This is a genomic window from Microvirga lupini, from assembly GCF_014191055.1.
In the GTDB taxonomy this organism is placed as follows: domain Bacteria; phylum Pseudomonadota; class Alphaproteobacteria; order Rhizobiales; family Beijerinckiaceae; genus Microvirga; species Microvirga lupini_A.
On the sequence record NZ_JACHWB010000004.1, the window covers coordinates 297,932 to 322,233 of the forward strand.

The following is a 24,302-nucleotide window of genomic DNA, read 5'->3' on the forward strand; positions in this document are numbered from 1 at the left end:
TGGGTGTCTATTCGGCGATGCCCTTGGTCACGAGGCGCTCGATGGCCTTCACGATCCGGTCCCGGTCCTCATCGGAGAACGGGCTGAGGTTGTGCATCTCGAGGCTGCTCAGTCCTTCCGTGGCGAGCCATGCCAGCAGAGCGGCATCGAGGTCGTCTGAAGTCGCCTTGAGCTGCTCCAGCGTGGTGTGGATCACCTGACGGACGGGGTCGAGGAGGCGCGGGTTTTCGGCCGTGGCGGCCATCATCCCGGTTGCCATATCCTGCATTTTGCCGCCGCAGCAGATGTTCAACAGTGTCTTGGTGACGACCCGGGCTTCCAGGTTGGGGCCAGGCTGAGCCTTTTCCCGTAACGCTTCCTTCTCGGAGGCTACCTGGTCGATCATGCGCTGGATCATGGCCTGCAACAGTGCATCCTTGGTCGGGAAGTTGTAGAGAAGCCCGCCCTTGCTGAGCCCGGCCTTTTCCGCCACGGCCTCGAGCGTCAGCCGGCCGGCTCCGATCTCGCCGACAAGTTCTGCGGCCGCATCGAGAATTTTTTCTCGGGAACTTTTCCGGCCTCTGGTACAGGGAAACAGCATTCATAACTCTTGTTTTGTGCGTTGCCGCACTTGCGACTAAACCGTCCAGACGGTATATAAATTGTTCCACGGCATTGGCGTCAAGGAAAAGTCGCGTTAATGCCGCACCTCCTTAGTCTTAGATGAGCCCGTTGATATGGGTTCGCAATCTCGGAAGAAGCCTATGAAACGGCGCCTTGTAGTTGGTCTTGTGTTCATTCTCGCGGTTGGCCTGTGCGGCGGGCTGATTTGGTTCAACTTCTTCCGCGACAAGATGATCACGCAGTTCTTTGCCAATATGCAGCAGCCGGCGCAGACGGTTTCAGCCGCCAAGGTCGAGGCGAAGACCTGGACACCCAGCATCGGTGCCATCGGCACGGCCAAGGCTGCGAATGGCGTCGAGCTGGCCTTCGAGACGGCCGGCATTGTCAGCGAGATCAAGTTCAAGGCTAACCAGAATGTTCGCCAGGGCGAGGTTCTCGTTCAGCTCGATGACAGGGTCGAGCGGGCAGACATCCAGGATGTTCAAGCCAATGTGAAGACGGCGGAGAGCGCCTTCGAGCGTGCCAAGACCTTGTCGGCACGGGGCTACGGCACTGAAGCCAATCTCGATCAGGCGAGTGCTCTGCTCGCTGCGGCGCGTTCGCGTCTGGCGCGCCTTCAGGCCACGATTGAGCAGAAGGCTCTGGAGGCGCCGTTCTCCGGCGTCATCGGCATCCCACGCATTGATGTCGGCCAGTACCTGCAACCTGGAACTGTGATTGCTAGCTTCCAGGATCTCTCCTCCATGAAGGTCGACTTCACAGTGCCGGAGCAGCGGGCGAGCGAGATCAAGCTCGGCCAGGAAATCCGTGTCGGCATGACGGAGGCGGATCTGCCCTTTAAGGGCCGCGTCACCGGCAAGGATCCGCGCGTCGATCCGGCGACCCGTCTTGTGTCCGTTCAGGCGCTCATTGAGGACAACAAGAACGGGGCCATCCTCCCCGGCCAGTTCCTCCATGTCGAGGTGATCCTGCCGGAGCAGCCCAACGTCATGACCCTGCCGCAGACGGCGGTTATCACCAGCCTCTACGGGGATTACGTCTATACGATCGAGCAGGAAGAGCGCGCGGGTCAGCAGGTTCAGGTCGTCAAGCAGGTTTTCGTGAAGACCGGCCGCCGCCGCGGCGGGGCTCTCGAAATCGTGTCCGGTCTCAATTCCGGCCAGCAGGTGGTCGCCTCGGGTCAGAACAAGCTGCAGGCCGGCTCGACCGTCAAGATCGACAACACCATCGATGTGACCAAGCTCGACACGTCCAAGCTCGCAAGCGGGCAGTAGGCATCAGCCATGAGTTTCACAGAACTTTTCATCCGCCGCCCCGTCCTGTCGATGGTGGTGAGCCTCCTGATCCTGCTGCTGGGTGCGCAGGGTCTGATGAACCTCCAGGTGCGCCAGTATCCTGAGGTCGAGGAAACCACCATCACGATCACGACGGCCTATACGGGCGCGAGCGCCGACCTGATCCAGGGCTTCATCAGTACGCCGATCGCCAAATCCGTATCGAGCGCGGAAGGCGTCGATTACGTGACGACGCAGAGCCGCCTGGGCGTCAGCACGGTGTCCGTGCGCATGCGTCTCAACACGGATCCGAACGCGGCGCTCACCGAGGTGACCGCCAAGGTGCAGCAGATCCGCGCCCAGCTTCCCTCCGAGGCTGAGGATCCGGTGATCATGAAGGGCACCGGCCAGAGCTTCGCCCTTATGTACATCACCTTCGGCAGCACGGAGATGAATCCCGAGCAGGTCTCCGAATTCCTCACCCGTGTGGTGCAGCCGCGCTTCGCCACGCTCGAAGGCGTCGGCAATGCCGAGATTCTCGGCGGGCGCGACTTCTCTATGCGCGTGTGGATCGACCCCGTGCGCCTAGCGGCTCGTGGCGTCACGGCCGGCGATGTGGTGGCGGCCATCCGGGCCAACAACTTCCTCGCGGCGCCCGGAAAGACCCAGAGCGAGTACGTAGCCTACAGGCTCGATATGCAGACCACTCTGCAGACGCCCGAGACGTTCGGCACGCTGCCGATCCGCTCGAACGGCGATCAGGTCGTGCGCCTGCGCGACGTGGCGGATGTGGAACTCGGGCCTAAGAGCACGGACACGATCGTCAGCTTCAACGGCAGCCAGGGCACCTTCATCGGCATCGTGCCGACGCCGTCGGCCAACCCCCTGACCGTTGCCGAAGAGGTGACGAAGGCCATTGAGGGCATCCGCTCGACCCTGCCGAAAGGTATGACGGTCGAGATCGTCTACGATGCGTCAAACTTCATCTCGGCCTCGATCGAGGAGGTGTTCAAGACCATCGGCGAGGCGGCTCTCATCGTCGTGGTGGTGATCCTGCTGTTCCTAGGCTCCTTCCGGTCGGTGCTGATCCCGATCGTGACGATCCCGCTCTCGCTCGTGGGCGTGTGCTTCTTCCTCTACGCGCTGGGCTACTCGATCAACCTGCTCACCCTGCTGGCCATGGTGCTCGCCATCGGCCTCGTGGTCGACGACGCCATCGTGGTGTTGGAGAATATTCACCGCCACATCGAGGAAGGCCTCAAGCCCGTCGAGGCAGCCATCGTGGGCATGAAGGAGATCTTCCTGCCGATCGTGTCCATGACGGTCACCTTGGCGGCGGTGTATGCCCCGATCGGATTCACGCAAGGCCTGACGGGCTCTCTCTTCCGCGAGTTCGCTTTCACCCTGGCCGGAGCCGTGATCATCTCGGGTATCGTCGCGGTGACGCTCTCGCCCATGATGTCGTCGAAGCTGCTGAAGGCGCACGGTGGTCAAGGGCGCTTTGCCGCTTTCGTCGACCGCGTCTTCACACGGCTCGAGAACTGGTATGCCCGGCGCCTGAAGGGTTCTCTCGACTATCGCGGCGTGACGCTCGTCATCGTTGCCGTCCTGCTCGGCACCACGGCGTTCATGTTCACCAAGACCTCCTCCGAGCTTGCTCCGGAAGAGGATCAGGGTGCCTATCTCGGCATTCTGAACGCGCCGAAATACGCGACCGCCGATTACACCCAGGCCTTCTCCAAGCAGTTCACCAATGCGGCGGAGAAGATCAAGGAGATCGACGACAGCTTCCTGATCGTCGGCATCGACGGCGGCGGCGGCGGCTTCTTTGGCTTCAAGCTGAAGGAGTGGAGCGAGCGTGAAAAGAAAGGTGCCGAGACCAAGCAGGACATTCAGAACCTGCTGAATGAGAATGCCGGTCTTCAGGCCTTCGCTTTCGCGCCTCCATCCCTGCCCGGAGCCGGTGACGGCCTGCCGATCCAATATGTGCTGCGCACGATCGGCGACTCCTCCCAGGCCTATGAGGTCGCGGACGAAATCCGTAAGCGGGCCATGAAGTCGGGCAAGTTCATCGTTGTTCAGAACTCCATCTCCTACGAGACGCCGCGGGCCCGCATCACGGTGGATCGTGATCGCGCCGCGGCCTTGGGCGTGGCCGTGTCCGAGATCGGTAACACCCTCGGGGCTCTCGTCGGCGGCGCACCGATTTCGAAGTTCGACCGGGATAACCGGAGCTACGACGTCGTCAGCCAAGTCCGGCAGGAGGATCGACTCAATCCTGAGCGGCTTGCCGAGTACTATGTCCGCGCGTCCGATGGCTCCATGGTTCCCTTGTCGGCTCTCATCAGCATCAAGACGGATGCGGCGCCGGCGGCCATCGAGCAGTTCAACCAGCTCAATTCGGCCACCCTGTCGGCCCTGCCTCTGCCAGGGGTGACCACGTCGGAAGGTCTGGCCACTCTGCGCTCGATCGCCCAGGAGGTCATGCCGCAGGGCTTCTACGAGGATTATGCCGGTCAGTCGCGCCTGGAAATCCAGGAGGGCAACTCGATTTTCCTGGCCTTCGGGCTCGCCATCATCGTGATCTACCTAGTGCTGGCAGCGCAGTTCGAGAGCTTCCGGGATCCATTCATCATCATGATGTCGGTTCCGCTCTCGATGTTCGGCGCCATGATCTTCCTGAACCTGGGTCTGGCGACTCTGAACATTTACACGCAGGTGGGTCTGATCACCCTCGTGGGCCTGATCACCAAGCACGGCATCCTGATGGTGGAGTTCGCCAACGAGCAGAAGGAGAAGCACGGGATCAGCAAGCGCGAGGCCATCGAGGAGGCAGCCCGTGTGCGCCTGCGCCCAATCCTGATGACCACGGCCGCCATGGTGCTGGGCGTCGCACCTCTGCTCTATGCCAGCGGTGCCGGTGCGGCTGCCCGTTTCTCGATGGGTTTGGTGATCGCGTCCGGCATGTCGATCGGGACGATCTTCACGCTCTTCGTGGTGCCGATGTTCTACACCTTCATCTCACGGGAGACGGTCCGTGCCCACCGGGCAGAGGGTCGGACACCGGAGAAACACCACCATCAGCCAGTCGCGGCGGAGTGACAAAGAAAAGGCCGGGCAATGCCCGGCCTTTTTACATCTCATCCTGAGAAGCAGGGTCGGTGCCGACCCTGCCTCCTTTGCATCACTGCGTGATCTCGCCTTCGACTTCCATGAACGGGGAAACCGATTTGAATCCGGCCTGCTCCGCGGCCTTGCGAACGGCTTCGGCCACTTCGGTGGAATGAACCTCGACGGTTTCGCCGGTCTTCGAATCCACGAACATGATCTTCATCGCGTTCATGTCCGGCTGGCCATGGGAGATGACATAGGAGTTCTGGGTCGCCAGACGATGGACGAGGCCTGCATCGCGCAGGAAGTCCAGGGCGCGATAGATGGTCACCGGAGCGAGACGCTTCTTCTCGTTGCTGAGGCGGTCGACCAGATCGTAAGCCCCAACCGGGCCGCCGCTCTGGACCAACTCGCGATAGACGCGCTCGCGGATCGGGGTGAGCCTGAGATTGTTCTGCCGGCACAGATCGTCGGCACGACGGAGGAGGTTTTCCTCTTCTTCCTTCCTGAGGGCCTTGGTGCTCATGAGCCACACTCCTGTTATTACGGAACCTATATGAACATATAGGTAAAATGCGGCTTTGACAATGTGCTATCGTTGCGAATCGTAAAGGAACTACACATTTTCCTCAACGGAAGTAGGCGCTGAGGTCCATTTACTAGCCGATTTCATGTAATTAAACGTAATAACGTGCGAAAGATTCCAGGGTTCCGGCTGAACCTTACTTTTTGCAGGTGTCGCAAAGCCCCCGGATCTCCACCGTCACCTTCTTGGCCGAAAAGGCGTGATCGTCGCTCCAATGGGACAGGCGCTCGCTGATATGCGGATCGGTGAATTCCTTCACCAGACCGCAGCTTTCGCAGATCGCAAAGGCGGCCATGTCCTGATGATCATGAGGATGTTTGCAGGCGACGTAGGCGTTCAGGCTCTCAAGCCGGTGGGCAAGCCCCTTCTCGATGAGCTTGTCCAGGGACCTGTAGACCGTCGGCGGCGTAACCGAGCCCTTCGCGCGCATCTTGTCGAGGACCTCATAGGCCGAGAGCGGGTTCTGGGCGGAGCACAGAATCCGATGAACCCGCTTCTGGGTCTCGTTCAGGTCGTCGAGGCTGTGGTGGTGATGCGTATGGGCCATCTGAAATCGTCGTTCCGCCGGGGGTGGTCACCCTATACGTCATGATTGCGGAAGCGATTTCAAGATACCTGCTGTCCCTGCCGAGGACGTGTCGGCAGGGACATGCACAGGCTTAGAGATCAACCCAGGTGGCCTTGCGCTGCGAGGAGCGCACAGCCGCTTCGATGAAGCGCACGCCCCGAACGCCCTGGTCCACCGTTGGAACCTGCAGCGAGAAGGGACTGGGCTCCCGTTTCTCGATCCGTGCCGTGATCTGCTCGGCCACGTCCGTATAGAGCTGGGCGAAGCCTTCGAGATAGCCTTCCGGATGCCCGCCCGGGATGCGCGAGGCTGCACGGGAGGCGTCATCGGCGCCATAACCGTTGCGGCGGATGGTGCGGGGCGGCTCGCCCAAGGCTGAGAAGGTGAGATAGTTCGGGTTCTCCTGGTGCCACTCGAGGCCGGCCTTCTCGCCATAGACGCGGATCTTGAGACCGTTCTCGAGCCCGGCTGCCACCTGGCTGCACCAGAGCATGCCCTTCGCGCCTGACGCAAAGCGCAGCATCATATGGGCATTGTCATCGAGCCTGCGGCCATCCACGAAGGTGTGAAGTTCTGCTGAGAGCGACGCGACCTCGTCCCCGACGATGAACTCGGCGAGGTTGAAGGCGTGCGTGCCGATGTCACCCACGGCGCCGGCCGGACCTGAGCGCGCCGGATCCGTGCGCCATTCCGCCTGCTTGCTGCCGGTCTCCTCCATGCGGGTGGCGAGCCAGTCCTGTGCGTATTCTACCTGCACAACGCGAATGGCGCCCAACTCTCCCGCCTGGATCATGGCGCGGGCCTGCCGCACCAGAGGATAGCCGGTGTAGTTGTGGGTGACCGCGAAGATGAGGCCTGACTCGCGGGTGAGCTTGGCGAGCTGATCGGCCTCGCGCCGCGTGGTGGTCAGCGGCTTGTCGCAGATCACATGGATGCCGGCCTTCAGGAACGCGCGGGCGGCGGCGGCATGGGCGTGGTTCGGCGTGACGATGGCGACCGCATCGATGCCGTCCTTCAGCCGCCGCTCACGGCGCGCCATCTCGTTGAAGTCGCCGTAGATGCGGTCGGGCTTCAGAAGAAGATCCTCGCCCGAAGCCTTGGCGCGCTCCGGATCGGACGAGAGGGCGCCCGCCACCAGCTCCCAGCGGTCGTCGATGCGGGCGGCGATGCGGTGCACCGCGCCGATGAAGGCGCCACGCCCGCCGCCGACCATGCCAAGGCGCAAGCGGCGGTTCAGCTTCTGGTCCGGAGATCCTGCGATCGTCATATCCTGCCCCCTTGAACCTTATGCCGCGCCGATGCCGAGCATCCGGCGGTTCGCCGCCTCGTCCGTCCCGCCGGCGGCGAAATCGTCGAAAGCCTTTTCCGTCACGCGGATGATGTGGGCCTTGATGAATTCGGCGCCTTCCCGCGCGCCGTCCTCCGGAGCTTTTAGGGCGCATTCCCATTCCAGCACGGCCCATGAATCGTAGTCGTACTGCGCGAGCTTGGAGAAGATCGCGCCGAAATCCACCTGCCCGTCGCCGAGGGAGCGGAAGCGTCCCGCGCGGTTGATCCAGCTCTCATAGCCGCCATAGACGCCGATGCGGCCGGACGGATTGAACTCCGCGTCCTTGGCGTGGAACGCCTTGATGCGCTCGTGATAGAGATCGATGAAGGCCACGTAGTCGAGCTGCTGCAGCAGGAAGTGGCTCGGGTCGTAATTGATGCAGGCGCGGGCATGGCCGCCCACCGCATCGACGAAGCGCTCGAAGGTGGCGCCGTCGTGAATGTCCTCGCCGGGGTGGATCTCGTAGGCCACGTCGCAGCCCGCATCCTCATAGGCGTCGAGGATCGGCCGCCAGCGCCGTCCCAACTCGTCGAAGGCGGTCTCGACGAGGCCGGCGGGCCGCTGCGGCCACGGATACACGAACGGCCACGCAAGCGCGCCGGAGAACGACACGCTGACATTGAGCCCCAGGCGCTTCGAGGCTTGTGCTGCCATCAGCATCTGTTGAACCGCCCATTCCTGCCGCGCCTTCGGGTTGCCCCTGACTTCAGGCGCCGCGAACCCGTCGAAGGCTTCATCGAAGGCCGGATGCACCGCCACGAGTTGGCCCTGCAGGTGGGTGGAGAGCTCCGTGATCTCCAGGCCATGCGAGCGCACGATGCCCTGCACCTCGCCGCAGTAGGCTTCCGATTCCGCAGCCTTCTTCAGATCGAAGAGGCGCGCGTCCCAGGTGGGGATCTGCACGCCCTTGTAGCCAAGGGAGGCCGCCCAGCGGCAGATCGCGTCGAGCGAATTGAACGGAGCCTCATCGCCTGCGAACTGCGCAAGGAAAAGGCCGGGGCCCTTCATGGTCTTCATGGGTGAACTCCCGAGATGGCGTGAGGGAAGGCAGGAAACGGCAAGGGGAAGCCGCACGAAAAGTCGGGCGGCTTGCCGTTGCCTCGCCTCTCCCTGACGGAAGAGGCGAGAGCGACGTCATCCTGTTAGAACGGCGAGTTCGGGAAGTAGTGGTCCTTCGCGTTGTCCTTGGTGATGAGCTGCGCATTCAGCACGAAGGTGCCGCGCATCGGGGCCTTCGTGTAGAAGTTGGCAGCTGTCACGTGCATTGCGGTAGCGACCAGGGCGGGCGGATAAGTCACGTTGACGGGGATCATCTTGTCGCCGTCCATGACGCGCTTGACCATCTCCTTCATGCCGGCGCCGCCGACCACGAACTTGATGTCTTCGCGCTTCGCCTGACGGATGGCCTCGAGAACGCCAAGCGCCATGTCGTCGTCCGCGGCCCACACGGCGTCGATCTTCTGATGCTTGGACAGGAAGTCCTGCATCACTTTGAACGCGTCGTCGCGGTTCCAGTTGGCATACTGCTTGTCGATGACCTTCACGCCCGAACCTTCGATGGCCTTCTCGAAGTTGGAAACGCGCTCCTCGTCGAGCACGGTCGGAATGCCGCGCAGCACGACGATATTGCCCTGCTTCAGAGTGTCGGCGAAGTACTTGCCAGCAATGCGTCCGAAGCCCGGATTGTCACCTGCGACATAGATGTCCTGGATGGTCGGGTCCTTCAGGCCGCGGTCGATCACGGTGATGAGAGTGCCCTTCTTCTTCACCTCGCGGACGGGGTTCGTCAGCTCGTCCGAGTTGAAAGGCAGAACGACAAGAGCGTCGATCTTCTGGGCGGTGAGGTCGTCGAGCGCATTTGCCTGCGAAGCGCCGTCCGGCGAGGTTTTGACGATGACCTTGAGGCCAGGATACATCTTCTCGAGTTCCTTGGCAGTCTCCTGCGCATGGTAGACGGCGCCGCCGGTCCAGCCATGGGTCGCGGCCGGGATCGACACGCCGATCGTCACGTTCTTCTGCTGCGCCATGGCGCCGGTGGCGACGCCGGCCATCAGGCCCGCCGCCATTGCAATCTTCAGTACAGTTGCTTTCATCACTTTCCTCCCAGAGGGTTTGGCTTGGGGCCTTTATCCCTTGTCCGGTAGGCCCCCACCGGTTTCATCGCCCGCGGTGGACTGACCGCTGCACGAGCATGGCGATAATGATGATGGCACCCTGAACCGCGCCCACGAGGAACTCGGAGACAAAATTCGACAGCACCATGATATTCGCGACGACTTCGAGGATCACGGCGCCGACCACCGTGCCCCAGATTCGACCGACGCCACCTTTCAGCGCGGTCCCGCCGATGACGACGGCGGTGATGGCCTGCAGCTCCCACAACAGGCCCGTGGTCGGCGTGGCCGAGCCAAGGCGCGGCACGTAGACCAGCACGGCAATGCCGACGCAGATGCCCTGGATGATGTAGGTGAGCGTGCGCACGCGCCAGATCGGCACGCCCGAATAACGGGCGACATCCTCGTTCGAGCCCAGCGCGATTACGTGGCGCCCGAAGGAGGTGCGATACAGGATGAGCGCGCCGATGGCCGCAACCACGAGGAAGGCGATGATCGGAACCGGAACGCCGTAGATGTCGCCGAAATAGACCGGGCGGTACAGCTCGCGCAGATCGGAATTGCGCATGGTGATCGTGCCGCCGGCCGCCAGCCAGATCACGAGGGAGCGGTAGATGCCCATCGTTCCGAGGGTCACGATGAAGGGCTCGATCCGCCCGAAGGTGATGATGAGGCCGTTCGCCAATCCGCATGCGGCGCTGACAGCAATCGCGGCCAGCATGCCGAGCGCGAGGGTGCTCATATCCGCGTTGCCCAAGGAATTGAGCGTCAGAATCATGAGCCCAGCGGTCAAGGCGGCCATCGAGCCGACGGAGAGATCGAGACCGCCACTCGAGATCACGAAGGTGGCACCCACCGCGATGATCGCAATGAAGGCCGAGCGCGTCACCACGTTGAGCAGGTTCGAGGCTGTCAGGAAGTCCGGGTTGATCAGCGCGCCCGCGATCATGAGCACGATCAGCGCGATGAAGGGCGAGAGCGCCCGCATGTCGATGTTGAACCGACGCTTTTCAGGGCTGGAGCGAAGCACGGTTTCGGTCATGCGTGGCCTGCGGCGATTTCCGCCGCCCTTTCTTCGTGAACGCCAGTGGCGAGATAAACGATGGAATCTTCCGACAGGTCAGCCTGCGCGACCTCGCCCGCGACTCGCCCATTGCGCATCACGACAACCCGGTGGCAGAGGCCGATCAGCTCCTGCATCTCGGAGGAGATGACGACGACGGCTTTTCCTTCAGCGGCGAGCGAGGCGATGAAGCGGTAGATCTGTTCCTTGGTGCCGATATCGACGCCGCGGGTCGGCTCGTCGATGATGACGATACGCGGCTCCAGGAGCATCATCTTGGCGAGCAGCAGCTTCTGCTGATTGCCCCCGGAGAGCTGGCCTGCCAGCAGGTCGCGGCTCCGGGTGCGGATGTCGAAATCCTTGATCGCCCGGTCGAGCGCCTTCTCCTCGGCGCTCCCATCGATGAACGATCCGCGGCTGAACCTGTCCAAGGCTGCGAGGGAGAGGTTGATCCGCAGGTTCTGCTGCAGGAGCAGGCCCTTGCCCTTCCGATCTTCCGACAGATAGACGATGCCCGCCGCCATCGCCTCCCTGGCATCGCCGAAATGGACGTTCCTGTCGTCGAGGGTGATGGTGCCATGGCTTGAGCGCAGGCCCACGATGCCCTCGAACAGCTCCGTGCGGCCCGCGCCGATGAGGCCGCCGAAGCCGAGGATCTCGCCGCGACGCAGCGTGAAGGAGGCGTTCTCCACATAGCCAGGCACCGCAATGTCGCGCACGGTGAGGACGATCTGGTCCGAAGCGGTTTCCGGCTTTTCCGGGTAGAGCTTGGACATGTCGCGCCCCACCATGAGGCGCGCCATCTCGAGGGGCTCTAGCCCTTCGATGCCGCGGGTCGCGATGTGGCGCCCGTCCCGCAGCACGGTGACCCGGTCGGCGACTGCTTTCACCTCATTGAGGCGATGGGAGATATAAAGAACCGCCACGCCCTGCGAGCGCAGCTTGCGGATGATCTCGAACAGGCTCTCGGCCTCGATGGGCGTCAGAACGGCGGTCGGTTCGTCGAAGGCCACCACCTTGTGAGGCACGAGAAGCGCACGGGCGATCTGCACGAGCTGCCGGTCGGCGATGGAGAGGCGGCTGACCTCGCGGTCGGGATCGATATTCGTGCCGAGTTCGTGCAGGATCGCCCGCGTCCGCTCCCGCATGGCTTTGTCGTCCACGAAGCCGAAGCGACGGATCTCGCGGCCGAGGAAGAGGTTCTGCGCTACCGTCAGATCGGGCGCGAGCAGGATCTCCTGGTGAACCAGAACGATGCCATGCGCCTCGGCATCCACCGGGCCTGAAAAGGTAATAGGCTGGCCGTTGAGGTGCAGGCTCCCCTTCGTAGGGGGGAGGTGCCCCGACAGGATGCGCATCAGGGTCGATTTGCCGGCCCCGTTCTCACCGATGACGGCATGGACCTCGCCAGGCTTCAGATCCAGCGAAATGCCGCTGAGGACCTCGATAGGTCCGAAGGATTTCGAGATGTTTTCTGCGCGAAGAACGGAATCCATCACCTGCTCCGGATGAGCAAAATCGCTCGCCTTCGATCGTGGGAGAAGGCGGTCACAAGACGTTTCTATCGGGGCAGATCAGCTGGAAGGTATGGGAGCTGGCATTCATGTCCTCCTGCTTGTCGATCAGTCCTCTGGCGGGACCCTTCTCGAACTAGGGCTATCGCACGGCTCGACAACAGCCCTATGTAATCGATTACATGAAACTTTACCGAAATGGTGGCATCTGTCAAACAGAACCATAGTCGGGGGAGAACCATGGACGAACTGGGGCACAAAGACAGGGCTGAGCCGGAGGATACGCGGATCCGTGCCGTGCGAATCCAAGATGTGGCCCGTCTTGCCGATGTCTCGACTGCCACGGTGAGCCGGGCGCTCGCCACGCCGGAGCGGGTTTCTCCCGAAGCTCGGGCGAGGGTGCTGGAGGCCATCGCCAAGACCGGGTATGTGCCCAACCCGGCCGCGCGCACTCTGCGCTCCCAGAAGACCTATATGGTGCTCGTCGTCCTGCCGGATCTCGCGAACACCTTCTTCTCCAAGATCCTGCGAGGGATCGAGGAGACGCTCTTCGAGGCCGGCTACGGGATGATCATCAGCGATCTCGACGGCTCGCCCGAGAAGGAGGCCCATTTCGCGGCCTTCACGGCAGCCGGCCGGGTGGATGGCGCCATTCTGCTCAACGGCCACCTGTTCGGTCAGAGCCGGGACGGGGAGGGGCAGCCTGCCCGGATCACGATCCCACTCGTGGCGCTGTGTGAGGCCATCCCAGGTGCCGACATTCCACAGATCGAGATCGACAACCGCGCTGCCGCCTCACGCATGACCCAGCATCTCGCCTCGGCAGGGCACCGGCGCATCGCCTATGTGAGCGGGCCGACAAACAACATCCTGGAGCGCGAGCGTTTCCTGGGCTTCAAGGATGGGTTGGAGGCAGCAGGCCTCGCCTTCGATCCGGCGCTTGTGATCCCTGGCGACTACACGATCGAGGCGGGTGTAAGGGCCGGTCAGGACCTTGTTGCGCGATCCGCCCGCCCGACTGCCGTGTTCTGCACCAGCGACGAAATGGCCATCGGCCTCATGCGCACTCTTTTCTCCGCGGGGCTCAGAGTTCCGGAGGATATCTCAGTCGCGGGTTTCGATGATATCGAGTTTGCTGCCGTGGCCGAACCGGCGCTGACCACGATCCATCAGCCGCGACGGGAGTTGGGACAGGCGGCAGCATCGGCCTTGATCAATCTCCTGCAGGGCCGGTCATCACCCAAGCGGATCCGACTGGAAACGGAACTGGTGATCCGGGACAGCGTGACTTCGCTCTAGGTCAGACCCTCAAACTTGGCTTTTGAAGGAAAGGGACACCAGGCTAACCCCAAAAGGCCGTTCCGATTGGGGAGCCGATGCTTTACCATTCCTCGCTCCAGTCTTCGGAATTGAGTTCGACACCGCGCAGCCTTGCAGGAGATCGACCCGATGACCAAAACAGTCACCTCCCTCTTCCACAGCGAACGGCATGCGACGGCCGCAGCAGAGCGTTTGGAGCAGGCTGGCATCCCCAAAGATGAGATCGACATCTGGTCGACCCCGCATAACCTGGCTCCTCTTCTGGAGGATGATGGCGTCTCACGCCTGGACGCTTATGCCTATGTCGAAGGCGTCGTGCGCGGCGGGTCGGTCATCATCGTGAGATGCGACGATGCAGAGGTCGGCCAGGTCGTCAGCATCCTGGATCAGGAGGGCGTGTTGGACCTCGACGAACAGCAGGCCGTCTGGCGCTCCGAAGGGTGGGAGGGGGATCAAGCCACCGCTCAGCCGGGCGAGGCGGGCCATGGCCGGGTTCGGATCCAGCCTCGCAAGCAAGAGTCCCCGGGGCAGGAATAGACACAGATCAGAAGATCGAAAAAGCCCCGATGAACAGCACCAGCACGAGCGCGATGAATCCCACATAGCCGGCCAGCGCTTTGCGCGAGTGCCCGTGGGCATAGCTGTCCTTGTCGTTGCCGTTCTGCCAACGCGCCGACGTTTCCTGATGCCGGGCGATGTCGACCTGTTCCGGTCTCATCGGATTGCCGCCGGCCTCATCGTCCGTGCCCAGCGGGGAGAGGCCGGGGTCGAACACCTCGTTCTTGTCCCCCGTGCGACCGCTGTTGATGTCGCCCTTCAGCTGCGCGGTGGTCGATCCCTCGTTCATGGGCGGAGGGTCCATTGGCTTGATCGTGTGCGTCCGAGGAATGTCGGTGTGGTTGGGGTTGTCTGAGCGAGTGGACATGAAAGCTCTCCCGGGCTCCGCAGATGAGGAAACCTCCGGGGGAGTGCGAGGTTCCTGTCTCACCCTGTCCACTTGGCCCCTTGGTCGGGCCGGAAACCTTTGTCCAGGCAAGAAAAAAGGCCGTTGTTGCCAACGGCCCGAAGTTTAGGGAGGAAACGCCCTAGAAGGGCTGCAACAGGCGACGCCAATCGCCGTGTTGCACTGCAATAAGTAAGAAGTGTTCTGATCGGTTTCAAGACTAAAAGGTCAGCACCATTGCCCAATTTTTCGCCTCCCTGCCGCAGATGAGCATCAAGGAGGTCTAGACAGGTCGGCGGTGAGGACCAAGTGGAGGATGCCATGAGGTCCGAGATGCCGAAGCTGAACGCCGTGCTCGAAACCGCTCTCTATGTCGACGATCTGGCTCGCGCCAAGGAGTTCTATGAGAGCAGCCTTGGTCTGCCGCTTCTGCTCGCCAATCAGCGCATGTGTGCATTCGACGTGGGTGGCAGAAGCGTGCTCCTCGTCTTCCTCCGGGGTGGCTCAGCCGAGGATATGACGACTCCGGGTGGCACGATCCCAGGCCATGACGGACACGGCCCCCTCCACATCGCCTTTGCCGTTGCGGCCGAAGAGCTTGCCGCATGGGAGATGAGACTGGAAGAGCGCGGCATCCCGATCGAGAGCCGGATGTCCTGGCCCCGGGGTGGCACCAGCGTCTATTTCCGCGATCCGGACGGGCACGTTCTCGAACTGGCGACGCCTGGGCTCTGGACGACGTACTGATTGCCAGAGCCCGGGCCTATCGAGATCAGGTAATGACGCTGGGCTCATTCCGCCCTGTCCGGGCTGCGATCTCCGCAATCTCGTTCGCCGCCTGAACGACGGGAGCCAGAACGTCGGAGGTTGGGAGGTCGTGCCGGTCGGTATTCGGCTCGAAGCGTTCCAGATAGACCCGCAGCGTCGCGCCCGAGGTGCCTGTACCCGAGAGGCGGAACACGGCGCGGGCGTCCTCCTTGAAGAGGATGCGGATACCCTGCTTTGGCGTCACAGACCCATCGACAGGATCGGTATAGGCGAAGTCGTCACAAGCCTCGACTGTGAGGTTGCCGAAGCGTTGCCCGGGAAGGGAAGGGAGCTTCTTGCGCAGGGCGTCCATCAGCTCGTTGGCAGGCGCGGTCTCAAGCTCCTCGTAGTCGTGACGCGTGTAGTAGTCGCGGCCGAACGTGGCCCAGTGCTCGCGTACGATCTGATCCGCCGGCTTTTTCGTGACGGCCAAGATATTGAGCCAGAGCAACACGGCCCAGAGCCCATCCTTCTCGCGGATGTGGTTGGAGCCCGTGCCTGCGCTTTCCTCGCCGCACAGAGTGATGAGCCCGGCGTCCAGAAGGTTGGCGAAGAACTTCCAGCCCGTGGGGGTCTCGAAGCAATTGATGCCGAGTTTTTTGGCTACACGGTCGGCGGCGCGGCTTGTCGGCATCGAGCGCGCAACCCCGGCCAAGCCCTTCGCATAACCGGGCGCGAGATGAGCATGGCTCGTGAGGATCGCGAGACTGTCGCTCGGCGTCACGAACAGCCCTCGGGCCACGATCATGTTGCGGTCGCCGTCGCCGTCCGAAGCCGCGCCGAAATCGGGGGCGTCGGGGCCGAGCATCAGCTCCATGAGATCATGGGCGTGAACCGGGTTCGGATCGGGATGATGGCCACCGAAATCGGGCTTCGGTTCCCCGTTGACGACGGTCCCCGCCGGTGCGCCGAGACGGCCTTCGAGAATCGCCTTCGCGTAAGGACCGGTGATGGCGCTCAAGGCATCGAAGCGCATGCGGAAGCCCGAGCGGAACAGACCGGCGATCTTCTCGAAATCAACGAGCTGCTCCATCAGCTCGGCATAATCGGCCACCGGATCGATGACCTCGACACTCATCTCGCCGACCTTTGTCGGGCCGATACGGCTGAGATCGATGTCGGGAGCGTCGACGATCTTGTACTCGGTGATGGCGCTCGCCCGCTTGAACACGGCTTCCGTGAAGGATTCGGGCGCCGGTCCGCCATGGGACATGTTGAACTTAATACCGAAGTCGCCGTCCGGGCCGCCGGGATTATGGCTGGCGGAAAGAACCAATCCACCGATCGCCCTGTGCTTGCGGATCACGCAGGAGGCGGCCGGCGTCGACAGGAGCCCCCGCTGTCCGACGAGAACGCGGCTGAAGCCATGAGCCGCTGCCATCTTGAGCGCGGTCTGAACCACGACATCGTTGAAGTAGCGCCCGTCGCCGCCGATCACCAGGGTCGAGCCTTGCGCGCCCTCGACGTTGTCGAAGATCGACTGGATGAAATTTTCCACATACCGGGGCTGCTGGAAGACGGTGACCTTCTTGCGCAGGCCGGATGTGCCGGGGCGCTGATCGGAAAACGGGGTCGTCGGAATGCTGGTGGTCACCATCGGGGCTGATCACTTCCTTACGTGGCTCTTGGAGGCCTTTTGCAGGGTCCTCTCTGGTCCTGTGAAGGACCAGCGACATTCTAGGGTCGTTTCGCCCAGATGCCACTGCCAAGATGAAGGCAGGATGAAGGACGCCCTTGAGCCGCCCACCCAACCGCAGCCCGGCTCTGGTCGCGGCGGATGTCCTCCCTATGTGCTGGTCTGTTACCTGAACCATAACAGAACCGACCCCGGGAGAACGCCATGAGCCAGACCCGCCGCAGCCTTCTCGTGACGATGGCCGCCGCTTCCGCAGCCTCAGCCCTTTCACCATGGCGCGCCTTGGCTCAATCCGACTATCCGACGAGACCGGTTCGGGTTACCGTTCCTTACGCGGCCGGCGGCGGAACGGATTTCTTCGCGCGGCTCGTCTTCGGCGCCATGGGAGAACAGCTGCGACAGCAGTTCGTTGTCGAGAACAAGCCGGGGGCAGGCACCAATATCGGGGCCGAGGCCGTCGCCCGGGCGGAGCCTGACGGCTACACGCTCCTCCTAGGGGATTCGGCGACCTTCGCGACGAACCGCTCCCTCTATCGCAAGCTCTCCTTCGATCCGTACAAGGATTTCAGCCCGATTTCGCTCACGGGCCGCTTCGCGCTCGTGCTGCTCGTCAACACGAACAAGCTGCCAGTCAATTCCATTCAGGAATTGATCGCCGAAGCGAAGAAGACGCCTGGACGGATCAACTATGCGACACCCGGCTTGGGCAGCCCGTTCCATCTGGCGACGGAGCTGCTTTCGCAAGGCGCCGGCATCAAGCTCACTCATGTGCCCTATCGCGGTGCCGCTCCCGCTGTGCAGGATCTGGTGGCAGGACAGGTGGACATGATGTTCATCGATTTTGCGACCGCCCGCTCGCAGCTTTCCGGTCCCATCAAGGCCATCGCCGTGGCCTCTCCGAAGGAGTTCCCCGGGCTTCCAGGCGTGCCTCCTGTGGCTGCTGATTTTCCAGGCTTTGAGGCCTGGGCTTGGCAGGGCTTCGTCGGCCCGGCCCGCCTGTCGCCCGAGATCATCACCAAGCTCAACGACACCTATCGGCAGGTTGTTGCGAGACAGGACATTCGGGACAAGCTCACCGGCGCCGGGATCGACGTGCTCCAGAGTTCGCCATCCGAAATGGCCGCCTACATGCAGGAAGAGGGCGCCAAGTGGGAGAAGGTAATCAGGACAGCCAACATCACCCTGGAGTGATGCCAATGACAGCCTTGGGACCGCCTCAGTTGCGGTCCCAGCGATACATGCGCTGCTCGCCCTCGGCGCAACTCACGGACGGCTCGGCCTGAACCGTCTGGATCATCGGCTTTGCCGGCAGGGCCGCAATCTCACGGATGATCTTCGTCCGGATGGCATCGGCGAATTGCTGGCGGTCCCGCACCGGCACGATGAACGATCCTTCGCCGCCGATGACACAGTTTTTGTAATAGAGATCGAGATGCTCCATGTCGCCGAAGCCGCTCGGACGCTTGAGCATGATCGGAAGCCCGTTGATGGTGATCCCCTTGGCAACGGCTTCGTCCCGCGCCGCGACCACGCCCCGCCCGCTGCTGTTGGGGCCGTCCCCGGAGATATCGATGACCTTGCGGATCGGCTCGACGCCGGTCTGCTCCAGGAGCTTCACGCCGAAATCGATGGCACCGGAGATCGAGGTTCTCCGGACACGGCCGATCGGGTTGCTGCTCAGGCCATCGGCGAATTTGAGCGCTCCCTCGGGACCCTCGATAATGGTCCAGGGCACGATGACGTTCTGATACTCCACGCCCGACCATTCCACATAGGTGACGATGATCCGCCCCACCATGCCATTGCGGATGGCCTCATGCACCTGGGGGGAGCGGAAGGCTTCCATGAAGCCCTGGCGCTGAAGATCCTGCTCATCGGGATCCATGGAGCGCGAGACGTCGACGGCCAGCACCAGCGCGACATCGACCTCGGTCTCCGCCCGGGCGCCAGACGGATACAACCACAGGCCCACCATGACAGCCGCGAGAGCACCAAGAAGCCTTCGATCCATCTCCGCCTCCGTTCGCCAGACGCAAGAAGCTGACAGGAAACCCTCGGCAGGTAAGGTTTGGTGGGCGTGAGAAAAGCCCGTTGGCCGTCAATTTAACGTGACTTGCATGTGGAACGTCCGCGCCCAACTCCAGCTAACAGCCGGACTCGAGCGTCTCCCTGAACGGGCTTCTCCTCCCGACCTCGTGCTTTATATGGGCGACATGATGTTTCGAGCCGCCGTGGCTGGCGGCGCTCAGAAGGAAGTCTCGCCCATGTCGTCCACCCTCGATCGCTGGTCCCCTTACGCCTTGGCCTTACTGAGGATCGTCACGGCGCTGCTCTTCATGGAGCATGGAACGCAGAAGCTGTTCGGCTTTCCGGCTCCTCCCGAGGGCGGCACGCCGCCCTTGCTGTCCCTGTTCGGCATCGGGGCCATCCTGGAATTGGTCGGCGGCCTTCTCATCCTGGTAGGGCTGCTCACCAGACCTGTTGCCTTCGTGCTCGCCGGCGAGATGGCGGTGGCGTATTGGATGTTCCATGCCCCGCAAAGTCTCTATCCCGCTCTGAACGGTGGGGATGCCTCCGTCCTGTTCTGCTTCGTCTTCCTTCTGCTCGTCTTCACCGGCCCCGGGGCCTTGAGCATCGACGGAGCAAGGCAGCCCGCAGGACCGCGCCATTCATGGGAACGCTGAACCGGCAGGGCTCCGGGATTTCTTCCAGCGAATGTTTCAGAACGGCAACGCCGCGTCTTAACTCTTAAGAGTTAGGTAATACCCCCGACGCCTGTGACTGAGGAGTGGAACGGCTGCGGTCAACCCTATAATTTTTAAGTGCCGGCGCATGACTTTTGCGCCGGAAGAGCGTTAAGAGCATGGGCAAGTTGGTTGCGTAGGAGTCAGGGACATGGCCGAGATCATCGCCTTCAAGGATCTCAAGAAGATCGCCGACAGGTGCGAGGTGCTGACCCTTTTCGAACCCAAGCGCCCTTCCAGAGCCAAATCCCGCCCCGAGAGCCGGAGCTTCGAGTTTCCCAGTTCCCGCCCCTTCATCTCCGGCAATCTCACGGATCTGTTCGAGCAGGCCAACGCAGTTGCGATGCGCCACCACCATGGGGACCCCAAGGTCTCGGCTGTCGTGGCCGAGAAATGCTTGGAGCTCATCCAGGCCTTGGAAGATCACGCGCAGCCGGAATAGGTCCTCAGGATCGATTGCGCAATTATGGCATCAAGAAACTGCCTTCTGCACAAAGCGATCGTCGCCTGCTGGGCATACTTCCTTTGCGGAAGTTGACTTCGAAAAGAGCTGTTAACTTTATTTCTCGAAGCATGTTACCGCATGAATTCTTCCGTTGATTTTTGCTGCCGACTATAGAAATGATCATCGTTGCAACAGCACCTGTGGCAGGTTGAGTTCGCGCTCTGGTTCATGCGCCGCTCAAAGGCATGATGCCCTCCTGCCAGGTCGGTGAGAGTCCGGCAGGTTCGTTCCCAAAAATCCATTTGCTTAGGGTCGGTCGTTCGGCATGCCGCCGTTCGGTCGAGGTCCGGAGGCGTTCCGGTGCGGCTATGTTGAGTATTTTTCTGTCGTCCACCCGCGCAGAATGGCCCTTCATGCGCGGCGTTGTGTTGCCTGTTGTGCTGGCTGCCTTCACGACCCTGTCGATGGGGGCGGGCGCGATCTTCTGGGCTGTCGACAGGAGCAATGACATCTCTGCCGAACGTCAGCTTCAGACAACGGAGGCCGGCATACGGGCCGCTGTTCAGGAACTCGCTCAGCAGCAGGAAATGGTCGCCATTTGGGACGACGCGGTGGTTGAGCTCAACAAACGGTCCCTGGATCTCAAATGGATCGATGCCAATTTCGGCGTCTGGCTCAACAAGACTTTCGGCCAGGACGAAATCTATATCCTTGATGATCGCAACGAGCCGCTCGTCGCGACCATTGGGAATGCCCGCGTGCCCGCGCAGGTATACGAGCGGGTGAGGGCGAACGTCAGCGGTCTCATTGCGGGGATCAGGGGAGTTCCAGGTTCGCCACACAGATCTCACGTCGAGGACCTTGCGACTGCTTCCTACCTGAAGACCGGTCGGGCGGTTCACGACGCTCATCTGCTTGAGCTCAACGGCCGGCCGGCGGCTGTGAGCGTCATGAAGATCATCCCTGAATCCGAAGATGTTCCCTATCCCCATGGAAGGGAGTTCCTTCTGCTCAGTATCCGATTCCTTGATGGAAACTTCATCGCCGAGCTGTCCAAGCAGAACCTGATCGACGGATTGCGGTTCTCCAGCACCGACACGCCGCAGCTGGGTGAGATATCGGTGCCCGTCAAATCGGATGTCGGGCATTTGATCGGATACTTCATCTGGAACCCTGAGCTGCCGGGGGACCGCGTTCTCAGATCGGTAGGTCCCGTCATGGCCGCAGCGGCGGCCATGATCCTTCTCCTGCTCGGTGCTTTGGTGCGCCGTTTGAAGCAGTCCACGACGACACTGGAAAGAACAGTTCTTGAGCTGAAAGCAAGCGAGGCGCAGGCTTATCATCTCGCATTCCATGATGTGCTGACAGGCCTGCCCAATCGCGCCCTGTTCGCCGACCGGCTCGACCATGCCATCGCCCAGATGCAGGATGGCGAGCAGGTTGCCGTGATGATGCTTGACCTGGATCGCTTCAAGCACGTGAACGACACCCTCGGCCATCATGCGGGTGACAGTCTCATTCAGGAGTTCGCGGTCCGTTTGTCAAAGCTGGTGGACAATAAGGTCAGCATCACCCGATTGGGCGGGGACGAATTCGCCATCGTACAGACCTTCAAGTCAGGAACCGATGCGCCGCAGGTCTTATGCGACCGCATGCTTGCGGCATCCATGCAGCCCTATGATGTTCTCGGCAATCAGATCTTCGTCGGCGTCAGCATCGGACTCGTGCTGGCGCCCGAGGCGGGTGTGGATCGCATCGAGCTTCTGCGCAAGGCTGACATCGCGCTCTACCGCGCCAAGGGAGAGGGGCGGAACTGCTACCGTCTCTTCACGCCGGAGATGGATGAAACCATCAACGTCTCCAGGATCATCGAAGAGGATCTGCGCACCGCGCTGGCGACAGGGGAGGGGCTTGAGGTTGCCTATCAGCCGCAGATGTCCCAAACCGGCTCTGTTGTCGGCGTGGAGGCTCTTGCCCGTTGGCACCATCCGACGCGCGGGTGCATCCAGCCGAGCCAGTTCATTCCTGTGGCGGAGCAGACCGGCCTGATCGTCCCGCTCGGAGAATGGATTCTGCGCCAAGCCTGCAGGGCTTCGCGACGCTGGCCAGATCTGTTCGTATCCGTCAATCTATCGCCCGTTCAATTCCGGTCACGTGACTTCGCCAGCCGTCTCATCGCTATCGTTCGCGAAAGTGGTGGGCATCCTCAGCGGATCGAGCTCGAGGTCACGGAAGGCGTCCTCCTTGAGGAAGACGGAAGGACGACCGATGCACTGCGGAGGCTGCGGGAAGCGGGCTTCCGCATTGCCCTGGACGATTTCGGAACCGGCTACTCGAGCCTGGGCTATCTCCACCGCTTCGAGGTCGACAAGATCAAGATCGACCGGTCATTTACCCAGAGCCTGGGGCAAGGCGGCAAGGCCGCAACCGTGATCAAAGCCATCGTGGCTCTTGGGCATGCCATGGCGATCACCGTCACGGCTGAAGGCGTCGAGACGGAAACACAACGAAGCTTCCTGGATACGGCAGGCTGTAATGAAATGCAGGGCTTTCTGTTCTCGAAGGCCGTATCGGAAGAACAGATCATGCGATTGCTTGGCCGATCGCCAGCGAATCAGATGCAGAACCACGTCCATGCAGTGCCAGCTCTCAGTAAACATTAAGATGAATTTATCCTGTATGGCTAAGCTTGATTTGATAGCGAGCCCCTGGAGCTGAGATGATGTCACATAGTTCTCGTAACAGGACGGATTACCTCTTAGGTGACGTTATGGGAGAGGAACAAATTATTATGGCCCTCGTTATCGCCACGCACGATCCGATCGGATCAGATTCCTGGACATGGTTCCCGCCTCTTTTGTTCTAGCCAGCGTACTTTTGGATAGGCGGCGCCATGATCCTCGACCCATTCGATGAACAGAACCTGGGGGCTAGAGCCGGTATGGGCCATAACATCGTCTACAAAGAACAAATTCTCCCTATCGCTCAGGATCCCTTCCAGAACATCACGACGGTACTCATCTGCCAGAACATCCTTCTCCGAACGGGTATCAGCCATATCCTTTCGGGAACTCGCTTCGAGATCGCGGAGGAGACTGGAGCCCCTGCGACTCTGTCGGCACTCCCGGAAGGGGTCCCGGTGCTCTTTCTCATCTGCGACGGGCGCTCCCCTTGCGAGCATGCTCAGACAATCAAGGATCTCAAGGAGCAGAACCCCCATGCCCGGGTGGTGATCCTTGCGGATAATCTGGATCCCCAAGAGGTCATCCAGATCTGCAGGGAAGGGCTCGATGGGCTGTGCACGACGACGATGGGCCGTCATGCCATCGTCAAGGCTCTGGAACTTGTAATGCTCGGTGAAATCTTCATTCCGGGGGCGGTCGGGCTCACCCTGCTCGACCAGCTTCGGAGTGGCCAAGCCGGGGGATTGAGCCAGTTGATTACCCTCTCGCCTGCCAACGACCCGGCTCTCCTCATGAACAAGCTGTCGGAGCGTGAGGCGCAAATCCTGCGCTGCCTGACTCAGGGCGCCTCGAACAAGCTGATCGCCCGTGAACTCGGAGTGGCGGAGGCGACCGTCAAGGTTCATATCAAGGCTATCCTGCGCAAGGTGAAAGCAGTGAACAGGACGCAGGCCGCTATGTGGGCCGCCGCTCATTTCGCCTCGGCGCAGGAGAACAAGCCCCTGGTTCCGGGCGAGTAAGGTCTATCCGGATCGCTTGCTAAAGATCGGATCTTGCAGGACGATTGTCCCATCTTGAGAAAGGGCGCGGCAAGGTTTACGCGCCCTTACCTCTTTAGGGGTAGTCCAACTGGCGAGTTGCGGATCAGTCGAAACCAGCGCTAAGCCTGACAGCACCCTGGTGGTGCGCCGGATAAACAATTCAGTAAAAGCGTACTGACGCCCCAGGCTTGAACTTAAAATAAACATATAGACGATGCGGTGGGGCAATCATGGATTATCAGGTAGAGCTGGTGGCTCGTGCTTTTTTTGAGGCCGAGCACGAAGACTTCTCATGGGATGGCGAAGCGGAACTGGTCCGGGAGGAATTCCGCGAATATGCCCGCAATGCCATCAGTCTTCTTGACGAGGATATCGGCGTTCTTCTGCTGGCGCTTCAGCGCGCCACCGCTGAAGAGCATCCCGACCGTTCCAGGATGGCAGCCTGAAAAATCGTCCTCGGATCGAGCTGCTTGAGATCCCTCGCTCGCGGTGCGGATCTCAAGCATGCTCAGTCCTTGAT

Annotated in this window: 22 protein-coding genes; 11 read left to right on the forward strand and 11 right to left on the reverse strand. The window is 61.6% G+C overall.

Annotated features, from left to right (window positions below; all coding sequences use genetic code 11):
- Window positions 1-7 precede the first annotated feature (7 nt).
- Window positions 8-580, reverse strand: coding sequence for a TetR/AcrR family transcriptional regulator (locus tag FHR70_RS16725; RefSeq protein WP_183452202.1), 573 nt, complete (start codon window positions 578-580; stop codon window positions 8-10).
- Between the two features lie 163 nt (window positions 581-743).
- On the opposite strand from FHR70_RS16725, the gene FHR70_RS16730 reads away from it, so the two are divergent.
- Both FHR70_RS16730 and FHR70_RS16735 read left to right on the forward strand, forming a co-directional pair.
- Window positions 744-1,877 carry an efflux RND transporter periplasmic adaptor subunit gene (locus FHR70_RS16730; RefSeq protein ID WP_183452204.1) on the forward strand — a complete coding sequence of 378 codons (1,134 nt, stop codon included), beginning with the start codon at window positions 744-746 and terminating at the stop codon, window positions 1,875-1,877.
- 9 nt (window positions 1,878-1,886) lie between these two features.
- A complete protein-coding gene (locus FHR70_RS16735; protein ID WP_183452206.1) occupies window positions 1,887-4,979 on the forward strand; it encodes an efflux RND transporter permease subunit in 3,093 nt (1,030 codons plus the stop codon).
- An 82-nt stretch (window positions 4,980-5,061) separates the two neighbouring features.
- Here the strand turns inward: FHR70_RS16735 and FHR70_RS16740 are convergent, their stop codons facing one another.
- The 7 genes from FHR70_RS16740 to FHR70_RS16770 form a co-directional block, all read right to left on the reverse strand.
- On the reverse strand, window positions 5,062-5,514 hold the full coding sequence (locus FHR70_RS16740; RefSeq protein WP_183452208.1) for a Fur family transcriptional regulator: 453 nt from the start codon (window positions 5,512-5,514) through the stop codon (window positions 5,062-5,064).
- A gap of 196 nt (window positions 5,515-5,710) precedes the next feature.
- The gene (locus FHR70_RS16745) at window positions 5,711-6,121 is read right to left on the reverse strand and encodes a Fur family transcriptional regulator (RefSeq protein WP_183452210.1); all 411 of its coding nucleotides are present in this window, start codon (window positions 6,119-6,121) and stop codon (window positions 5,711-5,713) included.
- Window positions 6,122-6,233: 112 nt separating this feature from the next.
- A complete protein-coding gene (locus tag FHR70_RS16750) occupies window positions 6,234-7,409 on the reverse strand; it encodes a Gfo/Idh/MocA family protein (RefSeq protein WP_183452212.1) in 1,176 nt (391 codons plus the stop codon).
- Window positions 7,410-7,427: 18 nt separating this feature from the next.
- Window positions 7,428-8,489 (reverse strand): sugar phosphate isomerase/epimerase family protein, encoded by a 1,062-nt coding sequence (locus FHR70_RS16755; protein ID WP_183452214.1) that lies wholly within the window; start codon window positions 8,487-8,489, stop codon window positions 7,428-7,430.
- 125 nt (window positions 8,490-8,614) lie between these two features.
- Window positions 8,615-9,565: an ABC transporter substrate-binding protein gene (locus FHR70_RS16760; protein ID WP_183452216.1), complete on the reverse strand. Its 951-nt coding sequence runs from the start codon at window positions 9,563-9,565 to the stop codon at window positions 8,615-8,617.
- 64 nt (window positions 9,566-9,629) lie between these two features.
- Window positions 9,630-10,628, reverse strand: coding sequence for an ABC transporter permease (locus FHR70_RS16765; protein ID WP_183452218.1), 999 nt, complete (start codon window positions 10,626-10,628; stop codon window positions 9,630-9,632).
- Window positions 10,625-12,145 carry a sugar ABC transporter ATP-binding protein gene (locus FHR70_RS16770; RefSeq protein WP_183452220.1) on the reverse strand — a complete coding sequence of 507 codons (1,521 nt, stop codon included), beginning with the start codon at window positions 12,143-12,145 and terminating at the stop codon, window positions 10,625-10,627. Before FHR70_RS16770 ends, FHR70_RS16765 begins: the two co-directional genes overlap by 4 nt.
- A 258-nt stretch (window positions 12,146-12,403) precedes the next feature.
- Here FHR70_RS16770 and FHR70_RS16775 point away from each other — a divergent pair, with 258 nt between their 5' ends.
- A complete protein-coding gene (locus FHR70_RS16775) occupies window positions 12,404-13,462 on the forward strand; it encodes a LacI family DNA-binding transcriptional regulator (RefSeq protein ID WP_183452222.1) in 1,059 nt (352 codons plus the stop codon).
- 150 nt (window positions 13,463-13,612) lie between these two features.
- Entirely contained in the window at window positions 13,613-14,020 is a 408-nt protein-coding gene (locus tag FHR70_RS16780; protein WP_183452224.1) for a hypothetical protein, read from the forward strand.
- 7 nt (window positions 14,021-14,027) lie between these two features.
- Here FHR70_RS16780 and FHR70_RS16785 read toward each other — a convergent pair whose 3' ends face one another.
- Window positions 14,028-14,408, reverse strand: coding sequence for a hypothetical protein (locus FHR70_RS16785; protein WP_183452226.1), 381 nt, complete (start codon window positions 14,406-14,408; stop codon window positions 14,028-14,030).
- Between the two features lie 351 nt (window positions 14,409-14,759).
- Here FHR70_RS16785 and FHR70_RS16790 point away from each other — a divergent pair, with 351 nt between their 5' ends.
- Window positions 14,760-15,173 (forward strand): VOC family protein, encoded by a 414-nt coding sequence (locus tag FHR70_RS16790; RefSeq protein WP_183452516.1) that lies wholly within the window; start codon window positions 14,760-14,762, stop codon window positions 15,171-15,173.
- A gap of 25 nt (window positions 15,174-15,198) precedes the next feature.
- Here FHR70_RS16790 and FHR70_RS16795 read toward each other — a convergent pair whose 3' ends face one another.
- The gene (locus FHR70_RS16795; protein WP_183452228.1) at window positions 15,199-16,830 is read right to left on the reverse strand and encodes an alpha-D-glucose phosphate-specific phosphoglucomutase; all 1,632 of its coding nucleotides are present in this window, start codon (window positions 16,828-16,830) and stop codon (window positions 15,199-15,201) included.
- A gap of 243 nt (window positions 16,831-17,073) precedes the next feature.
- Between FHR70_RS16795 and FHR70_RS16800 the strand changes: the two genes are divergently transcribed.
- Window positions 17,074-18,060: a Bug family tripartite tricarboxylate transporter substrate binding protein gene (locus tag FHR70_RS16800; protein ID WP_183452230.1), complete on the forward strand. Its 987-nt coding sequence runs from the start codon at window positions 17,074-17,076 to the stop codon at window positions 18,058-18,060.
- 25 nt (window positions 18,061-18,085) lie between these two features.
- Here the strand turns inward: FHR70_RS16800 and FHR70_RS16805 are convergent, their stop codons facing one another.
- Window positions 18,086-18,880 carry a DUF1194 domain-containing protein gene (locus FHR70_RS16805; protein WP_183452232.1) on the reverse strand — a complete coding sequence of 265 codons (795 nt, stop codon included), beginning with the start codon at window positions 18,878-18,880 and terminating at the stop codon, window positions 18,086-18,088.
- A gap of 253 nt (window positions 18,881-19,133) precedes the next feature.
- Here FHR70_RS16805 and FHR70_RS16810 point away from each other — a divergent pair, with 253 nt between their 5' ends.
- From FHR70_RS16810 to FHR70_RS16830, 5 genes are all read left to right on the forward strand, one after another.
- Window positions 19,134-19,553, forward strand: coding sequence for a DoxX family protein (locus FHR70_RS16810; RefSeq protein ID WP_183452234.1), 420 nt, complete (start codon window positions 19,134-19,136; stop codon window positions 19,551-19,553).
- Window positions 19,554-19,764: 211 nt separating this feature from the next.
- On the forward strand, window positions 19,765-20,055 hold the full coding sequence (locus FHR70_RS16815; RefSeq protein WP_183452236.1) for a hypothetical protein: 291 nt from the start codon (window positions 19,765-19,767) through the stop codon (window positions 20,053-20,055).
- Between the two features lie 416 nt (window positions 20,056-20,471).
- Window positions 20,472-22,721, forward strand: a complete 2,250-nt coding sequence (locus FHR70_RS16820) for a putative bifunctional diguanylate cyclase/phosphodiesterase (RefSeq protein WP_183452238.1) — start codon at window positions 20,472-20,474, stop codon at window positions 22,719-22,721.
- Window positions 22,722-22,951: 230 nt separating this feature from the next.
- Window positions 22,952-23,761 (forward strand): LuxR C-terminal-related transcriptional regulator, encoded by an 810-nt coding sequence (locus FHR70_RS16825; protein ID WP_183452240.1) that lies wholly within the window; start codon window positions 22,952-22,954, stop codon window positions 23,759-23,761.
- Between the two features lie 251 nt (window positions 23,762-24,012).
- Window positions 24,013-24,228, forward strand: a complete 216-nt coding sequence (locus FHR70_RS16830; RefSeq protein WP_183452242.1) for a hypothetical protein — start codon at window positions 24,013-24,015, stop codon at window positions 24,226-24,228.
- Window positions 24,229-24,302: the final 74 nt, after the last annotated feature.